This window comes from Variovorax paradoxus, from assembly GCA_016806145.1.
Lineage (GTDB): Bacteria > Pseudomonadota > Gammaproteobacteria > Burkholderiales > Burkholderiaceae_C > Variovorax.
In genome coordinates this window covers 1,741,582-1,758,280 of the sequence record CP063166.1, presented here as the reverse complement: position 1 = coordinate 1,758,280, position 16,699 = coordinate 1,741,582, and the positions used below count along the sequence as shown (strand labels likewise).

General features: G+C 70.6%; 16 protein-coding genes. 8 read left to right on the top strand and 8 right to left on the bottom strand.

Going from position 1 to position 16,699, the window contains the following annotated elements; genetic code table 11:
- Both INQ48_08040 and INQ48_08035 read right to left on the bottom strand, forming a co-directional pair.
- Positions 1 to 312 carry a hypothetical protein gene (locus INQ48_08040; GenBank protein QRF59165.1) on the bottom strand — a complete coding sequence of 104 codons (312 nt, stop codon included), beginning with the start codon at positions 310 to 312 and terminating at the stop codon, positions 1 to 3.
- Positions 309 to 470 (bottom strand): hypothetical protein, encoded by a 162-nt coding sequence (locus INQ48_08035; GenBank protein ID QRF59164.1) that lies wholly within the window; start codon positions 468 to 470, stop codon positions 309 to 311. The genes INQ48_08040 and INQ48_08035 overlap by 4 nt, the downstream gene beginning before the upstream one ends.
- A gap of 170 nt (positions 471 to 640) precedes the next feature.
- On the opposite strand from INQ48_08035, the gene INQ48_08030 reads away from it, so the two are divergent.
- Entirely contained in the window at positions 641 to 2,215 is a 1,575-nt protein-coding gene (locus INQ48_08030) for a HAMP domain-containing protein (GenBank protein QRF59163.1), read from the top strand.
- Positions 2,216 to 2,233: 18 nt separating this feature from the next.
- Positions 2,234 to 2,944 (top strand): response regulator, encoded by a 711-nt coding sequence (locus tag INQ48_08025; GenBank protein ID QRF59162.1) that lies wholly within the window; start codon positions 2,234 to 2,236, stop codon positions 2,942 to 2,944.
- A 9-nt stretch (positions 2,945 to 2,953) separates the two neighbouring features.
- Here INQ48_08025 and INQ48_08020 read toward each other — a convergent pair whose 3' ends face one another.
- A complete protein-coding gene (locus INQ48_08020) occupies positions 2,954 to 3,718 on the bottom strand; it encodes a hypothetical protein (GenBank protein ID QRF60657.1) in 765 nt (254 codons plus the stop codon).
- 596 nt (positions 3,719 to 4,314) lie between these two features.
- Between INQ48_08020 and INQ48_08015 the strand changes: the two genes are divergently transcribed.
- A complete protein-coding gene (locus INQ48_08015; protein QRF59161.1) occupies positions 4,315 to 5,712 on the top strand; it encodes a coniferyl aldehyde dehydrogenase in 1,398 nt (465 codons plus the stop codon).
- Positions 5,713 to 5,992: 280 nt separating this feature from the next.
- Positions 5,993 to 6,775, top strand: a complete 783-nt coding sequence (locus tag INQ48_08010) for an SDR family oxidoreductase (protein QRF59160.1) — start codon at positions 5,993 to 5,995, stop codon at positions 6,773 to 6,775.
- 1 nt (position 6,776) lies between these two features.
- Here INQ48_08010 and cynS read toward each other — a convergent pair whose 3' ends face one another.
- Together cynS and INQ48_08000 are read right to left on the bottom strand one after the other, a co-directional pair.
- Positions 6,777 to 7,220, bottom strand: a complete 444-nt coding sequence (gene cynS / locus INQ48_08005) for a cyanase (GenBank protein QRF59159.1) — start codon at positions 7,218 to 7,220, stop codon at positions 6,777 to 6,779.
- Positions 7,221 to 7,287: 67 nt separating this feature from the next.
- Positions 7,288 to 7,719 carry a nuclear transport factor 2 family protein gene (locus INQ48_08000; protein ID QRF59158.1) on the bottom strand — a complete coding sequence of 144 codons (432 nt, stop codon included), beginning with the start codon at positions 7,717 to 7,719 and terminating at the stop codon, positions 7,288 to 7,290.
- A 125-nt stretch (positions 7,720 to 7,844) separates the two neighbouring features.
- Here INQ48_08000 and INQ48_07995 point away from each other — a divergent pair, with 125 nt between their 5' ends.
- Positions 7,845 to 8,453 carry a TetR/AcrR family transcriptional regulator gene (locus tag INQ48_07995; GenBank protein ID QRF60656.1) on the top strand — a complete coding sequence of 203 codons (609 nt, stop codon included), beginning with the start codon at positions 7,845 to 7,847 and terminating at the stop codon, positions 8,451 to 8,453.
- Here the strand turns inward: INQ48_07995 and INQ48_07990 are convergent.
- Positions 8,431 to 10,092 (bottom strand): L-lactate permease, encoded by a 1,662-nt coding sequence (locus tag INQ48_07990; GenBank protein QRF59157.1) that lies wholly within the window; start codon positions 10,090 to 10,092, stop codon positions 8,431 to 8,433. The two genes, INQ48_07995 and INQ48_07990, sit on opposite strands and share 23 nt — an antisense overlap.
- A gap of 262 nt (positions 10,093 to 10,354) precedes the next feature.
- On the opposite strand from INQ48_07990, the gene INQ48_07985 reads away from it, so the two are divergent.
- From INQ48_07985 to INQ48_07975, 3 genes are all read left to right on the top strand, one after another.
- Positions 10,355 to 11,239, top strand: a complete 885-nt coding sequence (locus tag INQ48_07985) for a LysR family transcriptional regulator (GenBank protein ID QRF59156.1) — start codon at positions 10,355 to 10,357, stop codon at positions 11,237 to 11,239.
- Between the two features lie 190 nt (positions 11,240 to 11,429).
- Complete coding sequence (locus INQ48_07980) at positions 11,430 to 12,593, top strand: alpha-hydroxy-acid oxidizing protein (protein QRF59155.1); 1,164 nt, start codon at positions 11,430 to 11,432, stop codon at positions 12,591 to 12,593.
- A 161-nt stretch (positions 12,594 to 12,754) separates the two neighbouring features.
- Positions 12,755 to 14,095: an MFS transporter gene (locus tag INQ48_07975; GenBank protein QRF59154.1), complete on the top strand. Its 1,341-nt coding sequence runs from the start codon at positions 12,755 to 12,757 to the stop codon at positions 14,093 to 14,095.
- Positions 14,096 to 14,296: 201 nt separating this feature from the next.
- Here INQ48_07975 and INQ48_07970 read toward each other — a convergent pair whose 3' ends face one another.
- Positions 14,297 to 15,289 carry a tripartite tricarboxylate transporter substrate binding protein BugD gene (locus INQ48_07970; GenBank protein ID QRF59153.1) on the bottom strand — a complete coding sequence of 331 codons (993 nt, stop codon included), beginning with the start codon at positions 15,287 to 15,289 and terminating at the stop codon, positions 14,297 to 14,299.
- 41 nt (positions 15,290 to 15,330) lie between these two features.
- Positions 15,331 to 16,671, bottom strand: coding sequence for a hypothetical protein (locus INQ48_07965; GenBank protein ID QRF60655.1), 1,341 nt, complete (start codon positions 16,669 to 16,671; stop codon positions 15,331 to 15,333).
- Positions 16,672 to 16,699 lie beyond the last annotated feature (28 nt).

Below are 16,699 nucleotides of genomic sequence, written 5' to 3'. Positions count from 1 at the left end.
TCAACGCGCCTGGTAGCGGCAGGCCCATGCGCCGCGGCGAGCGCCCGGCTTCGGCGCGCCGGGGCTGTAGATGTCGAGGGGCTGGCCGGGCCGGGGCCGGGCCTGCTGCGGCAGTGCGGGTCGCTCGACGTCCATGATCGGCGCGAGCGTGGAGACCGGCATGCGGCGCGCCGTGCCGCGCCCGCCGGCCTCGGGCGGGCATTCGTCGCGCACCGCGACCACCGTGCCGGCCGCGAGGCCGCAGAAGGCCAGCGCGCCCGCCAGGCGCTGCATGCGCCGGGTGCGGCGCTCCCGGGGCACCCCGAGGCTCATGCCGACTCCTCCTCGAGCGCCGTGCCGCCGGCCACGCAGGGCCGCGTGGCGCGGCCCTCGGCCCAGTGGATCGCGAGGATCCAGGCGGGGGCGAACAGCCCGAACAGCGCGAGGAGCGCGGGCCACAGGAGGTCGATGCACGGTGTCATGGCCGCCATGGTGCGGGCCGATTCGGGAGAAATAAGGGAGACGGGGCCTCCCAGATTCCTCCACATTTGGCGGTCATGATCGGCGGCTTGCCGATGACGCCCCCGTTCGCCGCACCGTCCGCCCCGCCCGCGCCACCCGCATCGCCTGTCGCAGAATGCGGCCCTCACCTCCCGAGACCATGCCGCGCCTGCGCCTGACCCTCTCCCGCAAGATCTTCCTGGCGCTCGCCGCGCTGCTGATCGTGCTGCTGCTGAGCTTCGCGGGGCTGTCGATCCTCGCGCTGCAGCGCGGCCTCGGCGCCTACGTGGCCGAAATCGAGATCCGCCGCATGGACTGGCTCTCGCAGCTGGTGCTCAAGCACTACGTGCTCAACGGCGACTGGAAGAGCCTGCGCGACAACGACGACGCCTGGCACCGGCTGCAGATGGGCCGCGTGGCCACGGTGCTCGACAACGCGAGCACACCCGACGACCGCCGGCTGCCGCCCTGGTACGAGTACCGCACGCGCGGTGCCCCGCCCGATGGCTCGGCCGACAACGGCCCGCCGCCGATGCCGCCGGGCCAGCTCGAGCTGCTGCCGCGGCGCGCGATGCCGGCGATGCCGCCGCCCTTCTTCTTCGCCGATCCGCGCGCGATGGCCGACTCGATCTACCAGCGGCTCGCGGTGCTCGACGCGCAGGGCGCGCGCGTGGTCGGCGCGACCATCGATCCCGAGAACGCGGCGCGCCTGCCGATACGGCGCGGCCGGGCCGTCATCGGCTACCTCGCGCTGGCACCGCTGCAGGGCCTGGAGAGCGAGGCCGACCGCGCGTTCCTGGCGCGCCAGTCGGGCGTGATCGTGCTCACCGGCCTCGCGGGCCTGGTGTTCGCGCTCGCGCTCTCGTGGCTGCTGGCGCGGCGCTGGTTCAAGCCGGTCGACGACCTGACGCAGGCGGCGCAGGACGTGGCGCGCGGCCGGCTGTCGACGCGCGTGGTGGTGCAGGGCTCGGACGAGCTCGCGCTGCTGGGCAAGACCTTCAACGACATGGCGCAGCGGCTCGACACGGTGGAGGCCTCGCGCCGCGCCTGGCTCGCCGATGCCGCGCACGAGCTGCGCACGCCGCTGGCCGCGATGCGCGCCGAGATCGAGGCGCTGCAGGATGGCGTGCGCACCTTCGACGAACGCACGGCGCTGCGGCTGCACCGCCAGGTGATCCGGCTCGGCCAGCTGGTGGACGACCTGCGCAGCAGCATGCGCGCGCCGCAGAGCGACCTGCCGACCACGACGGTGTATCCGCTGTCGCTGCTCAAGGAGGCGCTGGACCACACGCGCGACCGCTTCGCGCAGCGCGGCATCGCGGTCGACCGCCGCGCGATTGACCTGATCGCGGCGCGCAAGCAGCCGGCGATCGAGGGCGACGCGCACCGGCTGCACCAGGTCTTCATGAACCTGCTCGAGAACACGCTGGTTTACACCGATCCCGGCGGCGTGCTGCGCATCGACGTCACGGTGGAAGGACCCTGGACCGGCCACAGCCTCACGTTGCTGTTCGACGACAGCGCGCCGGGCGTGCCCGAGAGCGAGCTGCCGCGCCTGTTCGACCGCCTGTTCCGCGGCGAGACCTCGCGCAGCCGCGAGCATGGCGGCTCGGGCCTGGGCCTCTCGATCTGCCGCGCCACCATCGAGGCGCATGGCGGCACCATCGACGCCTCGCCCTCGCCGATGGGCGGGTTGCGCGTCACCCTCACCCTGCCGCTGGCCAACTCGCCTTGACCTGCCCATGAGCTCCCCATGACCCGCATCGTGATCGTCGAGGACGAAGCCGACATCGCCTCGGTGGTGCAGGACTACCTGCGCCACGCCGGCTACGAAACCACCCACTTCGCCGATGGCCAGAGCGCGCTCGAGAGCATCGTGGCCGCGCCGCCCGACCTGACCTTGCTCGACATCATGCTGCCGCGGCTCGACGGCATCGAGGTGCTGCGGCGCGCGCGCGCACACACGGCCCATCCGATCATCATGCTGACGGCGCGCATCGAGGAGGTCGACCGGCTGCTGGGCCTGGAGCTCGGCGCCGACGACTACGTCTGCAAGCCCTTCTCGCCGCGCGAGCTGGTGGCGCGCGTGCGCGCGGTGCTGCGCCGCGCGGCGCCGGGCATGTCCGACCAGGGAACGCCGGGCCGCGCCGCGAACGACGCGGCGCCCGGGCTGGTGCTCGACGACGTGCACTGGCGCGCCTCGCTCGAGGGCACGCCGCTGAACCTCACGCGGCGCGAGTTCGGGCTGCTGCAGGTGCTGTCGCGCCATCCGGGGCGCATCTTCTCGCGCGCGCGGCTGCTCGAGCTGGCCTACGACGACACGGTGGACGTGACCGAGCGCGCGATCGACAGCCACGTGAAGAACCTGCGCCGCAAGCTCGGCGCGGTGACGCCCGGGCACGACTGGATCCGCTCGGTGTACGGCGTGGGCTTCGCGTGGGAAGCCCCGCCGCCCGCGGACTGATCGACCCCGCTACTGCGGACCGCCGCAAAAGGGCACGGCCGAGGTGTCGGCCGCGGTGAAGCGCGTGGTGCCGCTGCGCCGGGCGCTGCGCGGCTTGTGCGCGGGCCATTCGCTCTCGGTCCAGCTGAAACTCCAGCCATACGTGGCGCCGGGACGCGCGGCATCGGCATAGGCGATGCGCAGGCCGCCCGAGGTCTCGTCGTGGCAGTGCGGCGAGGTCTTGTATTCCTTCTCGGAGAAGCAGGCGCGGATCATCTGCGAGCACCAGAAGGGGATGTCCTCGTAGGCCGGCTTGGCCGTGGCGGGATCGCCTTCCAGCGGCACGAAGTCGGCGACGACGAAGCTGGCGCCGCCGCCCGAGTACATGTCGCTGAACGCGCTCTGCACCGCGACCGCCCAGCGGCCGTCGGCCAGCGGATAGAGCGCGGGTGCGAGCGAGCGCTGCGCCTCGCGACCCCCGCCGAGCTTCGAGGGCGTGCCCTGGTAGGCCGAGAAGTCATGCAGCCGCTGCAGGCGCCAGGTTCCATCGGCATTCCTTTGCACGCGCGCCATCGCGAGCGGCTTCACCGACAACACCACGTATTCGCCCTCGGCACCGCCGCGTGGCCGGTAGAGGCCGAGCTCCTCGGCGCTGCAGGGCTTCGTGAGCAGCGCGCACAAGGCGGGGCGCCACTGGGCATCGACCGCTTCCGGCTTGGCGACGCGGTCGAAGACCTGGGCTGTGGGGGCGGCTGTCGCGGCTGTTGTGGCTGCTGCTGCGAGGAAGGCTGCGATGACGGCTGGCCAGGGGCGAATGGAGGGCATGGGGGCGATCTTAGGGGCGGGCTTGCTGCGGGTCGGGGCGCGTGCACAGGACAGCGGGTACTTCCCTCCGCGAATGTCCCCCGGCCTTCGGCCTCCTCCTTGATTTCGCTGCGGGAAGCACCCACTGCCCTGTGCACGTGGGCGCAGCGGTGGTGCCAGCGGCTGACGACCGCCGCGTCCAGGCTCACGCCGATGGGGTACTCCCCGCAGCGAAATCAAGGAGGAGCCGAAGGCGGGGGACATTCGCGGAGGGGAGTACCCCATCGGCGTGAGCCCGCTACAACCTGCGGCCGGCATACTCCCCACCCGACACGCCGAGGCCGCCATGACCCCAGAGTTGCGCCTCCTCTTCGACCCCTGTGCACGGAGGCGCTCGGGTTGTGCCGGCCGATCAGGCGCTGCGCGTCTGGCGCGCGTCGGCGGGGTACTCCCCGCAGCGAAATAAAGGAGGAGGCCGAAGGCCGGGGGACATTCGCGGAGGGGAGTGCCCCGTCGGCGCGTGCCCGCCCCGACCTCCACGGCCGGCATACTTGCCGCCGCCATCCCCCCGACACGCCGAGGCCTCCATGACCCCAGAGCTGCGCCCCCTCTTCGACGCCCAGCGCGCCGCCAGCTTGCGCGACCAGGCCCCGCCCTGGAGCGTGCGCGCCGATCGTCTGCGCCGGCTGCGCGCGCTGGTGCGCGAGCACCGCGCCGCGATCGCCGCGGCGATCAGCGCCGACTTCTCGAACCGGCCGCGCCAGGAGACCGAGCTGGCCGAGGTCTTCCCCACGCTCGAGGGCATCGACCATGCGCTGCGCCACGGCAAGCGCTGGATGCGCGTGCGGCGTCGCGGCACCGGGCTGTGGTTCAGGCCCGCGTCCTCGCGGCTGATGCCGCAGCCGCTCGGCGTGGTCGGGATCGTCGTGCCCTGGAACTACCCGCTGTACCTCGCGGCCGGGCCGCTCACGGCCGCGCTGGCCGCGGGCAACCGCGCGATGCTCAAGCAGTCGGAGTACACGCCGCGCTTCGCCGAACTGTTCGCGCGGCTGGTGGGCACGGCCTTCGCGGCCGACGAGATCGCGGTGGTCAACGGCGATGCCGAAGTCGCGCGCGAATTCGCGAGCCTGCCCTTCGACCACCTGCTGTTCACCGGCTCGACCGAGGTCGGCCGCCACGTGATGCGCGCCGCGAGCGAGCACCTGACGCCGGTGACGCTCGAGCTCGGCGGCAAGTCGCCGGCCATCGTGGGACGCGGCGCGGCCTTCGACAAGGCGGTGGAACGCATCCTCGTGGGCAAGACGCTCAACGCCGGCCAGACCTGCATCGCGCCCGACTACGTGCTGTTGCCGCGCGAGCAGCAGGCGCGCTTCGTCGAGGCCGCGCGGCGCGTGTTCGCTTTGCTCTACCCCGACCTGGCGCGCAACGCCGACTACACCAGCATCGTGAGCCCGCGCCACTTCGCGCGGCTCGAGTCGCTGGTGGACGAGGCCCGGGCGCGGGGCGCCGCGGTGGAACGGCTGGGCGACGCGCCGGCCGATGCCGCGTCGCGGCGGCTGCCGCCGGTGCTGCTCACGGGCGTGGACGACCGCATGCGCGTGATGCGCGAGGAGATCTTCGGCCCGGTGCTGCCGCTCGTGCCCTACGACACGCTCGAGCAGGCCATCGGCTACGTCAACGCCCGGCCGCGGCCGCTCGCGCTCTACCTGTTCGAGAAGCAGCGCGCGGACATCGACCGCGTGCTGGCCCAGACCGTGGCCGGCGGCGTGACCGTCAACGACACCCTGTTGCACGTCGCGCAGGACGACCTGCCCTTCGGCGGCGTCGGTGCGAGCGGCATGGGGTCCTACCACGGCGAGTTCGGCTTCCAGACCTTCTCGAAGATGAAGCCGGTGTTCCACCAGTCGGGCTTCAACGGGGTCGGCCTGTTCAAGCCGCCCTATGGCAAGACCTTCGAGCGGATGCTGAAGCTGCTGGCGCGCTGAGGCCACCGCCGCGGCCGCGGCCGCGAAGGATCGGGCAAGAACCGGCAAACGCACGGCCGGAAACGGCCAGCCCTGAAGTGCCCGCGCACCGAAGATGGGCTCATGCGAGAAGAAAGTTCGCCCGCCAGCCGGCGCCACCGGCGCGACGCCCTTGTTTCGGAGAAAAAGGCAAGAACCGCGTTCGATCCGGATAACGCCCAAGGCGGCGGCGGCGCGACACTTCCAAGCATGCCGGGAGCCGCGTGGCAACCGTGCATCCCCCAAGCATGAGGAGTTATCCATGACCGCAATCCAGGACAAAGTCGTTCTCATCACCGGCGCGAGCAGCGGCATCGGCGAAGCGACCGCGCGGCTGCTCGCGCGGCGCGGTGCGCATGTGGTGCTCGGTGCGCGCCGCACCGACCGGCTCGCGGCGCTCGCGGCCGAGATCCGGGCCACGGGCGGCTCGGCGAGCTTCCAGCGGCTCGACGTCACGCTGCGCCCCGAGATGGAGGCCTTCGCCGAGTTGGCGCTCGAGCGCCACGACCGCATCGACGCACTGGTCAACGCCGCGGGCGTGATGCCGCGCTCGCCGCTGTGGATGCGCAAGATCGAGGAGTGGGAGCTCATGATCGACGTCAACCTGCGTGGCGTGCTGCTCGGCATCGCGGCCGTGCTGCCGACGATGCAGGAGCAGGGCTGGGGTCACATCGTCAACCTCTTGCCGGTGTCGGTCACGGGCGTGACGGCGGAGTCGGCCGTCTACCACGGCACCCAGTACGCGGTGGACGCGATCTCCGAGGGCCTGCGCCAGGAGCATGCGGGCCGCCTGCGCGTGAGCGTGCTCCATCCCGAGCTCGCGCCGCCGGGCGATCCGCGCCTGGAGCGCATCGCCGCGGGCCTGGCGGGCGAACGCATGTCGACACGGCGGCGCCTGCTCGCGCCGACCGACGCGGTGGCGCGTTCGATCGCCGGCGCGATCGAGGGCGGCTACTACGCGGCGCACCCCGTGCCCGCGCTGCTGCGCTCGCCGGGTGGCCGCTCGGACAGCGCGCCCGAGGAGCCGGCCGAGTACGCCTTCTGATTCAATAAGTCTTGTAGGGCAGGAACTTGCCCGAGAGCACCACGTTCACGCGGTCGCCCTTGGGATCGGGCTCGCGCTGGATGTCCATGCTGAAGTCGATGGCGCTCATGATGCCGTCGCCGAACTCCTCGTGGATCAGCTCCTTGATGGTGGTGCCGTAGACGCTGACGATCTCGTACCAGCGGTAGATCAGCGGATCGGTCGGCACCGCCGTCGGCAGCGAGCCCTTGTAGGGCACCACCTGCAGCCACTTCTGCTCCTCGGCACTGAGGCCGAAGATGCGCCCGACGATCTTCGCCTGCTTGTCGTCGAGCGTCATCTGGCCGAGGCAGGCGGCGGTGGTCCATTCCTTCGAGAGGCCGAGCTTCTTCGCGACATCGGCCCACTGCAGGCCCTTGGCCACCTTGGTGGCGATGATCTTCTCGGTGACGTCGTTGCGGTTCATGTTCAGGTGCTCCTTGAGTGCCGGACACGGGCAAGCAACAGGCGTGCCGCCGCCCGGCCCGGCGCCATCAGGCGCGTTCCCAGCGGAACTTGCGCTCCGACTCCGCGATGGGCTGGTCGTTGATGCTCGCGTAGCGCCGCTGCATCAGGCCGTTGGGCGCGAACTCCCAGTTCTCGTTGCCGTGGCTGCGGAACCAGTGGCCCGAGTCGTCGTGCCATTCGTACTCGAAGCGCACCGCGATGCGGTTGTCCATGAAGGCCCAGAGCGTCTTCTTCAGGCGGTAGTCGAGCTCGCGCACCCACTTGCGCTGCAGGAACTGCACCACCTGCTCGCGGCCGTTGACGAAGTCGGCGCGGTTGCGCCATTCGGTGTCGGGCGTGTAGGCCAGGCTCACGCGCACGGGGTCGCGCGTGTTCCAGGCATCTTCGGCGGCCTGGACCTTCTTGAGCGCGGTCTCGAGCGTGAACGGGGGCAGCGGCGGGCGGGATTCGGATTCCATGGCGGTCTTTCGGTGAAGAGGGAAACGTTGGAAAGGGGAAAGGCGGTGTAGCCCGGCCGCAATGTGCCACATGTAGACAGACCTGTCTACATGGATGCGGGAGTGCCTACAATCGCGCCATGGACCTGGACCTTTCCGCCCTGCCCGCGCGCGAGCGCATCCTGCTCACGGCGCACGACCTCTTCTACGCCGACGGCATCCGCGCCACCGGCATCGACCGCGTGATCGCGGCCTCGGCGGTGACCAAGGTCACCTTCTACCGCCACTTCCCCTCGAAGGACGACCTGGTGCGCGCCTTCCTCGACCACCGGCATGCGCGCTGGATGGCCTGGTTCGTCGATGCGCTGGGCCGGCGCGGCGCGCACGAGCGCAGCGGCGACGCGCAGGCCCTGCTGCTGCTGGCCGACGTGATGGCCGAGTGGTTCGCCGACCCGGTGTTCCGCGGCTGCGCCTTCATCAATGCCGTGGCCGAGGTCGGCGGCAGCGTCGAGGGCGCGGCCGAGCGCGCGCGCGATCACAAGCGCGAGATGGTCGAGGTGATCGCCGACCTGCTCCCCGCCACGCTGCCGCAGCGCATGGCGCTCGCGCAGGCCGCCGCCCTCGGCATCGACGGCGCGATCGTCAAGGCGCAGATGGGCGGCGCCGAGCTGGTGCGCGAGGCGGTCGAGGATCTGCGCCGGCTGCTGCGCGCGCTGGCCGACGCCGCGGCGCCTACTTCACCACCATCGCGGTGAACGGCCACACATAGGCCTGCAGGGTCACGAGGACGCCGACCAGGCAGGCCAGCGCGATCGAGTGGAAGAACACGTAGCGCAGGATCTCGCCCTCGTGGTTGAACCAGCGCGTGGCGGTCGAGGCCACCACGATCGACTGCGCATCGATCATCTTGCCCATCACGCCACCCGAGCTGTTGGCCGCGCCCATCAGGTTGGGACTCAGCCCGAGCTGGTCGGCCGCCACCTTCTGCATGCCGCCGAACAGCACGTTCGAGGCCGTGTCGGACCCCGTGAGCGCCACGCCCAGCCAGCCCATCAGGGTGCCGAAGAAGGGATACAGAACGCCCGTGTTGGCGAAGGCCAGGCCCAAGGTGGTGTCGAGCCCCGAGTAGCGCGTGAGCGTGCCCAGCGCGAGCATCAGCACGATGGTGAGCAGCGAGAACTTCACCAGCCACAGCGTGCGGCCGTAGGCGGCCACGAGCTGGACCGGGTTGTACTTCATGACCAGCCCGCCCACGAGCGCCGACACCAGGATGCCGGTGCCGGTGGCCGAGAGCAGCAGCAGCTGGTAGACCGCGCCTTCCTTGGTCGGCTTGGGCACCACCGGCGCCACCTTCTCGATCATGTTGTGCAGCCCCTCGATCGGGAAGTTGGGCGCGAAGATGCCGTTGAGCCAGGTCTTGACCGAGGGCAGGCCCCAGATGAACACGAACACCGTGAGGATCAGCCACGGGGTCCAGGCGCGCACGACCGCGGCCGTGGGGTGTTTCGCGGGCGCGCCCACCGGCGCGGCCTCGCCGCCGCCGGCCTCGTGGCCCTTGAGCGAGACCGAGGTCCACACCCTGGCGGGCTTCCACACGCGCAGGAACAGCACCAGGCAGACCATCGAGACGATGGCCGCGATGATGTCCACGAGCTCGGGGCCGATGAAGTTCGACACCAGGTACTGCGGGATCGCGAACGAGACACCGGTCACCAGGATCGCCGGCCAGATCTCCCACATGCCCTTGCGGCCCGCGAAGGCCCAGATCAGCCAGAACGGCACCAGCACCGAGAAGAAGGGCAGCTGGCGACCGATCATCGCGGTGACGGCCATCAGGTCGTAGCCGTGCACCTTGGCCAGCGTGAGCACCGGCGTGCCGAGCGCGCCGAAGGCCACCGGCGCGGTGTTGGCGATCAACGAGAGCCCCGAGGCCGCGAGCGGCGAGAAGCCCAGCCCGATCAGGATGGCGGCCGTGACCGCCACCGGCGTGCCGAAGCCGGCCGCGCCCTCGAAGAAGGCGCCGAAGGCGAAGGCGATCAGAAGCAGCTGCAGCCGCCGGTCCTCGGTGATGCCGGCGATGGAATCCTGCAGCACCTGGAAGCTGCCGTTCTGCTGCGTGAGCTGCTGGAGGAAGATGATGTTGAGCACGATCCAGCCGATCGGCAGCAGCCCGGTGATGCCGCCGAGGAAGGCGGCCTTGCCCGCCATGTCGGCCGGCATGCCGAAGGCGAAGACCGCGATCGCCAGCGCGCTGAGGAGGCCGAGCCCGGCCGCGAAGTGGGCCTTGACGTGCAGGAGGCCGAGGCACACCAGCATTACCACCACCGGTATCGCGGCGAGCGCCGTCGATACCACCATGCTCCCGAACGGGTTGTAAACCTGTTGCCAAACCATGTGTCTGTCTCCGTACTGTTGGTATTCGATGTGACGGATGCGCTGCAACACACTGCGATCGCTCAGACCCCCTGTTCCTTCCACCTGTCCCCTCTGCACTGCATTGCGGCGCGGCGAAACGAAGCGCCGGGGCGGTCGGGCCCGCGGCGCTTCGATACCATCGTACGCCCGTGGGCCCCGCGGCGCACCACCTGCGGACAACCGTGGGCCGCCCCGTGCCCTCGGGTACAACCTCCTTCTACGCACCGCCCTCCACACCTTCATGGCTTCCACGCGCCTCCCCTCGACCCAGGGCCTGCTCGCCTTCGAGGCCGTCGCGCGCCTGCGCAGCGTGAACCTGGCGGCCGAGGAGCTCAGCGTGACGCCCAGCGCCGTGAGCCACCGCATCCGCCAGCTCGAGTCGCAGCTCGGCCTGCGCTTTTTCGCGGGCAGCGACTTCAGCCTCAGCGCCGACGGCATCGTCTACCTGGCGCGGGTGCGCGAGGCCATCTTCGCGCTCGAGCAGGTGCCGGGCCGCGAGGCCGCGCCCCACACCCGGCGGCTGCGCGTGGCCGTCACGCCGACCTTCTCGCGCCAGATCCTGATGCCGCAGCTCGCGCGCTTCTGCGAGGCCCATCCCGAGGTCGAGCTGGTGATGCAGGTGACGGCGCCGATGCGCGAGAACGCGCTCGACGAGGCCGACATCGAGTTGCGTTTCGGCGCCGGGCCGTTCCGCCAGCGCGAGTTCCTGCAGTTCCCGGCCGATGCGCTCACGCCCGTGTGCAGCCCGGCCTACCTGAAGCGCCACGGCCCGTTCGAGGGCTTCGCGACCCGGGCCGAGATCGAACGCGCCCAGCTGCTGCGCACCCCGCTCGAGAACTGGCGCATCTGGTTCGCGGCCCACGGCATCGGCCTGCCCGAGCCCGCCAGCGGCGCCCAGTTCACCGACCTGGGCCTGCTGCTCGAGGCGGCCGCCGAGGGCCTGGGCGTGGCGCTGATGCGGCTGCACCTGGGCCGCGCCTGGATCGACGGCGGCCGGCTGGTGCGGCTGTCGCCGGTCAGCGTGCCCTCGCCCAACCACTACTTCCTGTGCTGGCGGCCGGGGGCGCTCGAGCGCCCCGAATGCGCCGCCTTCGTGGCCTGGGCCCGGCAGTCGCTCGAGGGCTGACGAGGCGGGAAGCGGCCGCCTGAATTCTTTTCAGATCGCCGGCCAGCGTTTTTCAGCCCGGCCGGGCCGCGCCGCGGCCACACTCACGGCGCCGCGCGTTGCGCTGCGGGAGGGGCTGCTGCCCAATAATGGCGGCGGCCCGGCCCCCAGGCCCGCCCACGACAACAACCCGTTCCACAGGAGACTCCCCGTGCCCGACCTTTCCAAGATCACCTGCATCGAAGACCTGCGGGTGGTCGCCAAGCGGCGCGTGCCGAAGATGTTCTACGACTACGCCGACTCCGGCGCATGGACCGAGGGCACCTACCGCGCCAACGAGAGCGACTTCCAGAAGATCAAGCTGCGCCAGCGCGTGGCGGTCAACATGGAGGGCCGCTCCACCCGCACCACCATGATCGGGCAGGACGTGGCGATGCCGGTGGCGATCGCGCCCACGGGCCTCACGGGCATGCAGCACGCCGACGGCGAGATCCTGGGCGCGCTCGCGGCCAAGGCCTTCGGCATCCCGTTCACGCTCTCGACCATGAGCATCTGCTCGCTCGAGGACATCGCCGAGAACACCGGCCGCCATCCGTTCTGGTTCCAGCTCTACGTGATGAAGGACCGCGACTTCATCGAGCGCCTGATCGACCGCGCGCGCGCGGCCAACGTGTCGGCGCTGCAGCTCACGCTCGACCTGCAGATCCTCGGCCAGCGCCACAAGGACATCAAGAACGGCCTGACCACGCCGCCCAAGCCCACCATCAAGAACCTGCTGAACCTCGCGACCAAGCCGCACTGGTGCCTCGGCATGCTGGGCACCAAGCGCCGCACCTTCCGCAACATCGCGGGCCATGCCAAGGGCGTGAAGGACCTGTCCTCGCTGTCCTCGTGGACCGCCGAGCAGTTCGACCCGGCGCTGAACTGGGGCGACATCGAGTGGATCAAGAAGCGCTGGGGCGGCAAGCTGATCCTCAAGGGCATCCTCGACGCGGAAGACGCGCGGCTGGCCGCGAACAGCGGCGCCGACGCGCTGATCGTGTCGAACCACGGCGGCCGCCAACTCGACGGCGCGCCCTCCTCGATCAGCGCGCTGCCGGCCATCGTCGATGCCGTGGGCCGCGACATCGAGGTCTGGATGGACGGCGGCATCCGCAGCGGCCAGGACGTGCTCAAGGCGCGCGCCCTCGGCGCCCGCGGCACGCTGATCGGCCGCAGCTTCCTCTACGGCCTCGGCGCCTACGGCCAGGCCGGCGTGACGCGCGCGCTGCAGATCATCCACAAGGAGCTCGACGTGACCATGGCCTTCTGCGGCCACACGAGCATCGACACGGTGGACTCGGGGATCCTGCTGCCGGGCACCTACGACTTCTAGCAGGCTGCCACGGATCCGGCCCGTGGGGGCGGGCCGAATCCAAGGCCACGTCGGAGATAGGCCGATGCGGCACCCGCTGACACGACCCGGTCATCGTGCGGCGCAGAATGGTCCGGCAACAACAACACGGCCGCCGGCCCGTTCGGTGGCCCACAGGCACCATGAGCGCGACCACGCCCCTCCACGCGAGCCCGGGAAGCCCGGCGGCTTCCGCATCCCCACCCCATTACACGGCGGAAGAAAAACGCCACCGCGTGTTCGCGATCATGGCGGCCTCCTCGGGCAACCTGGTCGAGTGGTTCGACTTCTACGTCTACGCGTTCTCGGCGCTCTACTTCGCGCCGGCCTTCTTCCCCAAGTCCGATCCCACCGCGCAGCTGCTCAACACCGCGGGCGTGTTCGCGGCCGGCTTCCTGATGCGGCCGATCGGCGGCTGGCTGTTCGGCCGCATCGCCGACCGGCTCGGGCGCAAGACCTCGATGCTGATCTCGGTCACGATGATGTGCGGCGGCTCGCTGGTCATCGCCTGCCTGCCGACCTACGCGGCCATCGGCGCCTGGGCGCCGTTCCTGCTGCTGATGTGCCGGCTGTTCCAGGGCCTGTCGGTGGGCGGCGAATACGGCACCACCGCCACCTACATGAGCGAGGTCGCGCTGCGCGGCCAGCGCGGCTTCTTCTCCTCGTTTCAGTACGTCACGCTGATCGGCGGCCAGCTGCTCGCGGTGCTGGTGATCGTGGTGCTCGAGCAGCTGCTCAGCGAGGCCGAGCTCAAGGCCTGGGGCTGGCGCATCCCGTTCGTGATCGGCGCCATCGCCGCGGTGGTCGCGCTGCTGCTGCGCCGCACGCTGCACGAGACGCAGAGCGAAGAGGCCAAGAAGAACAAGGAAGCCGGCAGCATCGGCGGCCTGTTCAGGCACCACACGCCGGCCTTCCTCACCGTGCTGGGCTACACGGCCGGCGGCTCGCTGATCTTCTACACCTTCACCACCTACATGCAGAAGTACCTGGTGAACACGGTGCACCTGCCGATCAAGACCGCGAGCTACGTGATGACCGGCGCCCTGTTCGCCTACATGTGCATGCAGCCGCTGTTCGGCGCGCTGTCGGACCGCATCGGCCGGCGCAACAACATGCTGCTGTTCGGCGGCCTGGGCGCGATCGCCACCGTGCCGATCCTCACCGCGCTGCAGCACACCACCAGCCCGGTGCTGGCCTTCGTGCTGATCATCGTGGCGCTGGCCATCGTGAGCTTCTACACCTCGATCAGCGGCATCGTGAAGGCCGAGATGTTCCCGCCCGAGGTGCGCGCGCTCGGCGTGGGCCTGGCCTACGCGGTGGCCAACGCGATCTTCGGCGGCTCGGCCGAGTACGTGGCGCTGGGCCTGAAGTCGCTGGGCCACGAGTCGGCCTTCTTCTGGTACGTGAGCGCGATGATGGTGATCGCCTTCCTCGTGAGTCTGCGGCTGCCGAGGCAGGCCAGCTATCTGCACCACGACCATTGACCCGACTGGCCGTGGCTATCCCCGGCATGAGGATTTCCAAACCCGCGCCGGGGTGAAGCACGGCACCATGGAGCCTCAGCCAGGAGAACCACCATGACGCTCAAGAACCTCAGAAAACTCGTCGGCGGCGCGATCTCGCTCGCGGGTGCGGCGGTGCTGATCTCGCAGCACCTCTGACGCACCGACTGCTCCCCGCGGCGCTCAGTCCGCGTACACCCCCGCGGCCTTGATGATCGGGCTCCACTTCGCGATCTCGGCCGCCACGAACTTCTTGTGGCCCTCGGGCTCGATGCGCCCGTCGGTCGCGACCACGGCGCCCAGCGCTTCCTCGCGCTTGATGAAGTCGGCGTCCTTGAGCGCGGCCTTCAGCGCCTCGTTGAGCTTCTTCTGGATCGGTGCCGGCGTGCCCTTGGGCGCATACAGGCCGTGCCAGATCGTGACCTGGAAGTCCTTCAGGCCAGCTTCCTGCAGGGTCGGCAGGTCCTTCAGCAGCGGCGTGGTCAGGCGCTTGGGCGAGGTCACGGCATAGGCCTTGACCTTCTTGGCCTCGATCTGCGGCGAGGTGTTGGTGGTCTGGTCGCACAGCAGGTCGATCTGGCCGCCGATCAGGTCGGTGATGGCGGGGGCCGTTCCCTTGTAGGGCACGGGCGTCATCTCGGTCTTCATCGCGCTCTGGTAGAGCAGGCCGCACAGGTGCGAGGCCGAGCCCACGCCCGCGTTGCCGAGGTTGATCTTGCCCTTGTTGGCGCCGATCCAGTCGGTCAGTTCCTTGTAGTTGTTGGCCGGCAGGCTGGGCTTGGCGATCAGCGTCATGGGCACGTCGTTGACGATGCCCAGGTACTCGAAGTCGCTCTCGACCTTGAACGGCACGTTGCGCACCAGCGTCGGGATGGTCGACATCGCGATGTGGTTGAGCAGCAGCGTGTAGCCGTCCGGTGCCGCGCGCGCCACCTTGGCCGCGCCGATCGAGCTGCCCGCGCCGGGCACGTTGTCGATCACCACGCTGGCGCCGCCGAGCGGCTTGCGCAGCGCTTCGGCCAGATCGCGCGCGACGCGGTCGGTCGGGCCGCCGGCGGCGAAGGGCACGACGATGGTGACGGGCTTGCCCGCCGGGAAGTCCTGCGCCTGCACGGTGAAGGCGCAGGCGGCGGCCACCGTGGCGAGGGCGAAGGCGAAAGCGGAACGCTGGGTCATGGAGTCTCCGGGTATTGAAAAGGTCGAATGCGAAAAGAGGGTCAGGGCGCGCGCGCCGGCACGCGCTGCTCGAGCGGCGGCGGCTGCCAGGCCGGCTGGATGTGGCAGCCGTTCTTGCCGTCGGTGTCGTAGCGCGGCATCAGCGCGGCGCAGCGCTGCGCGAGGCTCGCGGGCGTGGGCTTCTCGCCCTTGTCGATCCAGTCGAGCAGCGCGGCGAACAGCGCCGGGTATTCCGAATCGCTGAGGTAGCTGTGCTCGCGCTCGTCGCTGAAGCTCTGCACCAGCAGGTCGCCGGTGCCGGCCGCGTCGCGGATGCGGCGGTAGGCGTTCTCGAGCTCGACGAAGGCGGTCGGGTCGTCGATGGCATGCAGCCCCACGGTGGGCAGCGCGGTGCGGCCCGTGGGCTGGCTGTCGGCCGCGAGCGCGCCCTTGGCCTGCGGATCGGCCGCGTAGCGCAGCACGCCGGCATTGAGCGCGGCGGCCTCGGCCGGCGCCGCGGCGTAGCTCACGCCGACGTTGCCGAAGGGATTGCGGCCCTGCAGCCGCAGCTGCGTCAGGTCCTGGAACAGCCAGGTGGCCCAGTTCAGGTGGCCGACCAGCGAGCGCTCGGGGATCTTCACCGCGGTGAGGAGGGTCTTGAGCCGCGCGGCCTGCTCGGGCGTGCGCTGCGCCGCGGGCAGGCCCACGCCGGTGCACTCGCGCACGCGCTCGGCCAGTTCCTTGCGCGTGAGCTTCGCATCGAGCGGCAGGCCCTGCCACAGCGGGTACTGCGGCTCGTCGGGCTTCGGATGGTTGCGGCAGACGTACTGGTAGACCACGCGCAGGTCGAGCCGGAAGTCGTAGGCGCTGTTGCCGCCGCCGAGCACGCCGCTGGTCAGCAGCAGGCCGTCGTAGGGACCCTTGGCACCGCCGGCCGGCGCATAGAGCTCGGCCGCCTTCGCCGCCACGCCCGCACCATAGCTCTGGCCATGCAGCAGGGTGCGGCGCGGCTCGCCGAACTGGCGCACGAAGAGCTGGCGCAGGCGCTCGGTGTCTTCGGCCGCCATGGTCACGCCGTAGCCGCCGCGCCGGTAGGTGGAACCGGCCCAGGCATAGCCGGCCTTCACGGTCACGGCCCAGCGCTTGAGGTCCTCCTCGCTGCGCTCGAGCTTGGGGGGCCCGGTTTCAGGACCGCCGTGCGCGTGCATCACGAGCACGCCGCGGTTCCAGTCCTTGGGGATCGCGATCCAGTAGAGCGCGCCGGTGCCGTCGGCGCCGGTGTAGCAGCGGGCGTCCTGCGGCACCGATGTCGGACACGCGGTCGCCCTGGGCCCGGCAGGCGCTGCGAGGGCGGTGGGTGCGAGAACGCTCGACGCAGCGAGGCTCGCGAGCGCCGTCGACACGAGGCGTGCCGTCCAGGCCAACGTGCGA

What these genes read in the sequence shown, in the direction of transcription:
- INQ48_08040 (QRF59165.1), bottom strand. Translation starts at nt 312, where the DNA reads ATGAGCCTCGGGGTGCCCCGGGAGCGCCGCACCCGGCGCATGCAGCGC.
- INQ48_08035 (QRF59164.1), bottom strand. Translation starts at nt 470, where the DNA reads ATGGCGGCCATGACACCGTGCATCGACCTCCTGTGGCCCGCGCTCCTC.
- INQ48_08030 (QRF59163.1), top strand. Translation starts at nt 641, where the DNA reads ATGCCGCGCCTGCGCCTGACCCTCTCCCGCAAGATCTTCCTGGCGCTC.
- INQ48_08025 (QRF59162.1), top strand. Translation starts at nt 2,234, where the DNA reads ATGACCCGCATCGTGATCGTCGAGGACGAAGCCGACATCGCCTCGGTG.
- INQ48_08015 (QRF59161.1), top strand. Translation starts at nt 4,315, where the DNA reads ATGACCCCAGAGCTGCGCCCCCTCTTCGACGCCCAGCGCGCCGCCAGC.
- INQ48_08010 (QRF59160.1), top strand. Translation starts at nt 5,993, where the DNA reads ATGACCGCAATCCAGGACAAAGTCGTTCTCATCACCGGCGCGAGCAGC.
- cynS (QRF59159.1), bottom strand. Translation starts at nt 7,220, where the DNA reads ATGAACCGCAACGACGTCACCGAGAAGATCATCGCCACCAAGGTGGCC.
- INQ48_08000 (QRF59158.1), bottom strand. Translation starts at nt 7,719, where the DNA reads ATGGAATCCGAATCCCGCCCGCCGCTGCCCCCGTTCACGCTCGAGACC.
- INQ48_07990 (QRF59157.1), bottom strand. Translation starts at nt 10,092, where the DNA reads ATGGTTTGGCAACAGGTTTACAACCCGTTCGGGAGCATGGTGGTATCG.
- INQ48_07985 (QRF59156.1), top strand. Translation starts at nt 10,355, where the DNA reads ATGGCTTCCACGCGCCTCCCCTCGACCCAGGGCCTGCTCGCCTTCGAG.
- INQ48_07975 (QRF59154.1), top strand. Translation starts at nt 12,755, where the DNA reads ATGAGCGCGACCACGCCCCTCCACGCGAGCCCGGGAAGCCCGGCGGCT.
- INQ48_07970 (QRF59153.1), bottom strand. Translation starts at nt 15,289, where the DNA reads ATGACCCAGCGTTCCGCTTTCGCCTTCGCCCTCGCCACGGTGGCCGCC.